The following is a 4,836-nucleotide window of genomic DNA, read 5'->3' as shown; positions in this document are numbered from 1 at the left end:
AAGCCCAATGACAAGCTTGCTACTTTATGCTCTTTTTCCTAGAGTCAAACGGAAAGAATTAACGTCATTTACTATAATTCCCGCCTTTCTTTTTCTGTACTCCGTACATTCCTTTAGAGAGTCGTCTGGTAATATTCTTCCCATTCGTCAAATATTTTTTTCCATTGCCGATAGATAAAATCCCAGTCGCTCGTAAAGATATTTCCCAGCGATATAGTAGGAAACGTATTAGACATCGTGACATGGAGTTCTCCTGGTTTTGTCGGCGTTCTCACCCCCGCCCCGGCATAAAGCCTGCAAGGTCAATTTTATCCCATCCTCCAATCCCCTCAAAACAATACCATCTCATCCATTTCCATCGTCTCATCCACGTCAATGATCCCAAAATGGTGATCCCAGAACAGGTAAACCTCATAATACACCGGCAGGAACATATCCCGCAGGAATTCGAGCCTCTCCTGTTCCTCCCCATTCTCCTTTACCCCCACATAGACCAGCACCTCGCGCGCCGCCTCATTGCCGGCGTAAACCAGGGAATCCGGGTACATATGCCGCATGGCTTCTTTGAACAGGTAAATGGAGCTCCCGCACCGGTACAGCTTTAATACCAGCCTCAGCAGGCGGCGCAGCTTTTCTTTGGGGAACCGCTTTATCACAGCGCCCGCCTGGCTGCCGCATACCCCGTCCAGCAAATCATCAAGGAGGAAGCGCAGGGCATACTCCTGCCTGGAGAGCCCCTGGCGCAGGTCAAGCCGGATGAAATACTGCATGCACGCATCGAAAAAGATCCGCCGGCTTGCCTCATAATCCGTTATGTTGATGTCAAACAGGGCGGCAAATTCCCGTGAAAAACGGTACAGGGGATTGAGCCTGACCTCGTTTTGTTCGATGTCCCGGCTGTTGATGGTTTCCTGTACGATCTCCGTATAAGGGCTCCCGTCCCGCGCCGGGACGTAACGGACCGCTTCCCTTGCAAGCCCCGCCCGGTCCGCCGCCAGGGCTGCTTCCCACGCATAATTCATTGTATACCTCCCTCAAGCATCCCGGCGCAGCGGTATTCGCCGATCTCCATCTGGAGCTGGGAGAGGACGAAGCGCGCCATGCTGCCATTTAAGTAGTGCCCCGGCTTTTTTTCTTTGAATTTCAGCGCCAGCGTCTTACGGCCCTCCATGGGGAACAGCTCATCCCGCGCGAACCAGTTCATGTCCGGGGCCAGCAGGGCTTCCCCGGCGCAGTCCGTGATTTCATAGCCCGCCGCCTCGATGAAATCCCCGGTATCCAGCTCCATAATCCGGCGGAACAGATCGGTTTTGGTCATCAGCCGGCTCCCGTTATGCTCCGCATAGCGGCGGATGAAGCTGTCCTTCCTGTGGTTGCTCAAAAAGGGCGCGTCATAGTCCAGGGAGCGCGCGGCGGGCTTCTGGATCATATGCAGGATCCGCCAGCCCTCGAAGATCTCCTTTTTTGTCTTGAGGATGATCTTTTTCTTTTCATGCCGAATCTCCAGGATGTCTTCATTGGAGATCGCCAGGTAGCCGTCCGTTTCCCCGCGGCCCTGCAGCGGGAATTCATGCTCGTAGTAAATGCCGTCCGTGCAGGGGACCATGAACTGCGTGCTGTCAAAGGGGAGCTGTTCCATGTTCCAGAGGGGGATCATGGAGCGGCGTATGTACGGCGCGTATTCCCCGTAGTCAACGGAAACAGCCTCCGGCTGCGGCCCTTCCCCGGCTGTCCCGGGGCCGCCCCAGCCGTAGGCTTCGGCATACACGTCGTAAAATTTGTCCAGGTATCCCATATGGACCGTCTGCCACGGGATATGGTTGTCCTGGAACACTTGGTACAGCCGTTCCACCGCTTCCCGGTAGCGCGCCGCGGGCCGCACACTGAACATCCTCCCTCCCGCCCCGGGCGTCCCGCTCCCCGGGAAGCGGCCGGCCGCGGCGAACGCCTGCTGCACCGTGTCGTCCGCCTCTAAGAAGATGGTTTCGACGAACCTGCGCCCGTCGTCTGACAGGGCTTTTGCCAGGCTGTCCGGTTTTAAGTCCGCCTCCAGCACCGGGTAAAGCGTTTCGTTGGACGGGTCGTAGTGCTCCCGCCTGACAATGGTCATGACTGTCCCATACTGGTTTGCGCGGATTTCCATTTCCTCAAAGATGCGCTGTTCCAGCTTTTTGTATTTTTCCTCCATGCACCCGATCACCCGGCCCAGTCCGTTCAGGAGGAGCTCCTTTGTGAAGCGCCTCTCGTCCAGGTCATTTATCTCCCGCAGCCGCTCTTCAAGGTAGCGGTCAAAGTCAAAGGGGTATTCGCGGATCGCGGACATGTTGTGTTCAAACCATCCTGCCATGTGGTTCCTCCTGTTGTGCTGTCAGACTGATTTTCAGATTTTTAATTGGGGCGGGTTGTTTATTGGTGTTTATGTTTATAATTAAGGTTATATTTCGATTGATATTCTTCATTTTCAATGTCTTCTATAAAATATGACAGCGGTACGGTATGCTCTTCTGCCTGTTTCCTGGCATCATGGAGTCCCTTTATCAGATCCTTATATTGTTCTTTTGTTACACGTATAAAATAATTCTGCCCATCATAATACAGTTTTCTTTTCATTGATTCAGGTATCTGCCCCTTTTGAAGACGTTCCATATATCCTGGAATCGATACAATGTATCTTTGGGGGTGCATTAACGCAGCATACTCGATCCTCGTTTCAATTTGTCCATCCTTATCCATCTGGTTTAAATATTCTTCATCGTCATTATGGGTATATCCTATCTTTCTGCTCCCCAATATGCATCCGCCTGAAGTTATATTGTCATACCAGGAGACATAACCATCCGTTTCAGGATCATATTTACATACAAATGTCCCGGCTGTATCTGCAATGCACAGTTCCGGCGCGCCGTCCTCATCCATATCAAAAAAATACATGTCAGGACTGTTTGTCACGAGCTCCTCTAAATCATATCTGTCTTCCATGATGCTGCTTCCCCCGTCTTTTCTGTAAGCAATCAGACCTTCCCTCAGGAGCCGCTCATATTTTTTCCTGTAACATTCACGGATTTCTTCGTTTCCCACTTTATATTCTGCGGTAAACCCTATTTCGTTATGTATATCCCGGATTAGTTCTACCTCCTCCGGTTCTGCAAATACCATAAGATCTGGAAAATGATCGATATGTCTGTGTGTCTCTATATCGGATTTCCGTCTGACATCTGTTACATATCCAATGAAATTAGAAACCGGTTCCGCCATATAATTTTCAAGGAGCGCGGCCCGGACATGACAGGGTATATTAAATCCGGAGCTTTTTTCGCAGCCCGACAGATACAAAACCTCAGAAACCAGCAAACTCCACACGATTACATTTTTTATTCGATTCACTTTCACTGTACCATATCCTCTCCACGCGTTTGAGTCTCATAGTTGACTTCCACACAGTTCAGGCTATAATCTTAACTTTCGGCGTTGTTCCTCTTCCAGAAATCTCAATTGCCCACGGAATTCTGCCCTCATCTCTTCATAGCAGCCTTTCAGATACCGGCGCTTTCGTTCCGCCCGCTATGCCCTGTACTCCCGGATCGACTGCCCCATTTCCTGAATCCTCCCTGACATGCCGCCCTCCCTTATTAATCTGTTGACTCTTCCCTTACTCCCTGCCCGTACGATGTCCCGAATATCTCTTCAAACGTCATATACGGCGGCGCATATTGATCCGCATATCTGACTATATGCAGAAAATCCTTTGTCATTTCCTCCCAGTATTCCTTTGTTACCTTTATATTTATCCTATCCACTCCGTTTATAGACATGAACCCCCAATAATCAAACGGTTCCCCGCTCATCGCCAGGTCAACCATAGCCACGAAATACGTCTTGTCTCCTTCCCTGTCCATCGACTCATAATCATATACCCAGTGGCCGGCCCCTCCGGAATCATATTCAGCCCACTGGCTGCTCCCCAGAAAATCGGATTTTGCGTCCTGCCTCTCCAATACATACACCGCATCCTCCTCCGCTTCGTATTTTAATACCGTAAACCCGTCTAAATGGACTACCAGCTCCGGGAGGCCGTCCCCTTCCCAGTCCAGATAGTGGTATCCCAGATTTTTTAAGACATCCAGAAATTCGCTGTCGTTCATCATCGCAAGCTTGTGCCCCCGCACGAGTTCCCGGTAATATGTCTGCCGCCCGTCCTTATTTGCACCCCTGTCTCTGTAGCTTTTTACAGGTGTCTGCTCCGTAAGCGCTTTATAAAACGCCTCTTTGTAGACACGATCGGTTTCCGGCCCGTATAATTGCGGATCGACCGGGAAATCCTGGATATCTGTAAAATCGATTTCCTCCATCATCGCTTTAAGCGTCTGAAGCTCCTCTTCTGTCGCAAAGGATTCTTCCAGAAATACTTCCGCGTATTCCTGTTCAGATGATATGGTATCCTGCAGGCTGCTTTCTTCACTTTCGCGGGAATACTCTGTCTCATTGAAATTGCGTTTTGCGGGAGGCGGGCCGCAGGCCGCGCAGGAGCACAGCGCGGCAGTCAGCCCTGATACTATAAAATATTTTTTCATGTCCATTTACCAGCCTTTCCTGCCCTGCAGATAATGATGCTTCAAATAAGATGTCTCTCATCTCAAGGTATTTCTTCTTATCTCTTTTTGTATACTGGAAATTCAGGCAGACGCTTCCCACACGCTTATTCCTGTCCTGTATATCTTAAACCACATATAAATAAAGATGCATATGTTTTTACTCAAAGCAGGAAACTTCAAAGCAGTCTTCGTGCCATATTCCTCCGACAAATGTAGTTGCATTTTTAATATCTGCATATGTATC

At 49.9% G+C, this 4,836-nt stretch carries 5 protein-coding genes; all 5 read right to left on the bottom strand.

The genetic code is table 11. The features are described 5' to 3' along the window. Window positions 1-113 precede the first annotated feature (113 nt). Window positions 114-236, bottom strand: coding sequence for a hypothetical protein (locus tag NFS31_RS26970; protein ID WP_275563933.1), 123 nt, complete (start codon window positions 234-236; stop codon window positions 114-116). Between the two features lie 93 nt (window positions 237-329). Then, window positions 330-1,022: a hypothetical protein gene (locus tag NFS31_RS26160; protein ID WP_251501841.1), complete on the bottom strand. Its 693-nt coding sequence runs from the start codon at window positions 1,020-1,022 to the stop codon at window positions 330-332. Then, a complete protein-coding gene (locus NFS31_RS26155; protein ID WP_251501839.1) occupies window positions 1,019-2,347 on the bottom strand; it encodes a hypothetical protein in 1,329 nt (442 codons plus the stop codon). The genes NFS31_RS26160 and NFS31_RS26155 overlap by 4 nt, the downstream gene beginning before the upstream one ends. Window positions 2,348-2,406: 59 nt before the next feature. Continuing rightward, window positions 2,407-2,979, bottom strand: a complete 573-nt coding sequence (locus NFS31_RS26150) for a hypothetical protein (RefSeq protein WP_251501838.1) — start codon at window positions 2,977-2,979, stop codon at window positions 2,407-2,409. A 650-nt stretch (window positions 2,980-3,629) separates the two neighbouring features. Then, window positions 3,630-4,577 carry a hypothetical protein gene (locus tag NFS31_RS26145; protein ID WP_251501836.1) on the bottom strand — a complete coding sequence of 316 codons (948 nt, stop codon included), beginning with the start codon at window positions 4,575-4,577 and terminating at the stop codon, window positions 3,630-3,632. Window positions 4,578-4,836 lie beyond the last annotated feature (259 nt).

The organism is Otoolea muris (assembly GCF_943193115.1).
Taxonomy (GTDB): domain Bacteria; phylum Bacillota; class Clostridia; order Lachnospirales; family Lachnospiraceae; genus Otoolea; species Otoolea muris.
The sequence above is the reverse complement of the archived record's forward strand: the minus strand, read 5'-3'. Positions and strand labels throughout refer to the sequence as shown.

Excerpts from the sequence above, each read along its gene's own strand:
- NFS31_RS26970 (WP_275563933.1), bottom strand. The coding sequence starts at position 236 with ATGTCTAATACGTTTCCTACTATATCGCTGGGAAATATCTTTACGAGC.
- NFS31_RS26160 (WP_251501841.1), bottom strand. The coding sequence starts at position 1,022 with ATGAATTATGCGTGGGAAGCAGCCCTGGCGGCGGACCGGGCGGGGCTT.
- NFS31_RS26155 (WP_251501839.1), bottom strand. The coding sequence starts at position 2,347 with ATGGCAGGATGGTTTGAACACAACATGTCCGCGATCCGCGAATACCCC.
- NFS31_RS26150 (WP_251501838.1), bottom strand. The coding sequence starts at position 2,979 with ATGGAAGACAGATATGATTTAGAGGAGCTCGTGACAAACAGTCCTGAC.
- NFS31_RS26145 (WP_251501836.1), bottom strand. The coding sequence starts at position 4,577 with ATGGACATGAAAAAATATTTTATAGTATCAGGGCTGACTGCCGCGCTG.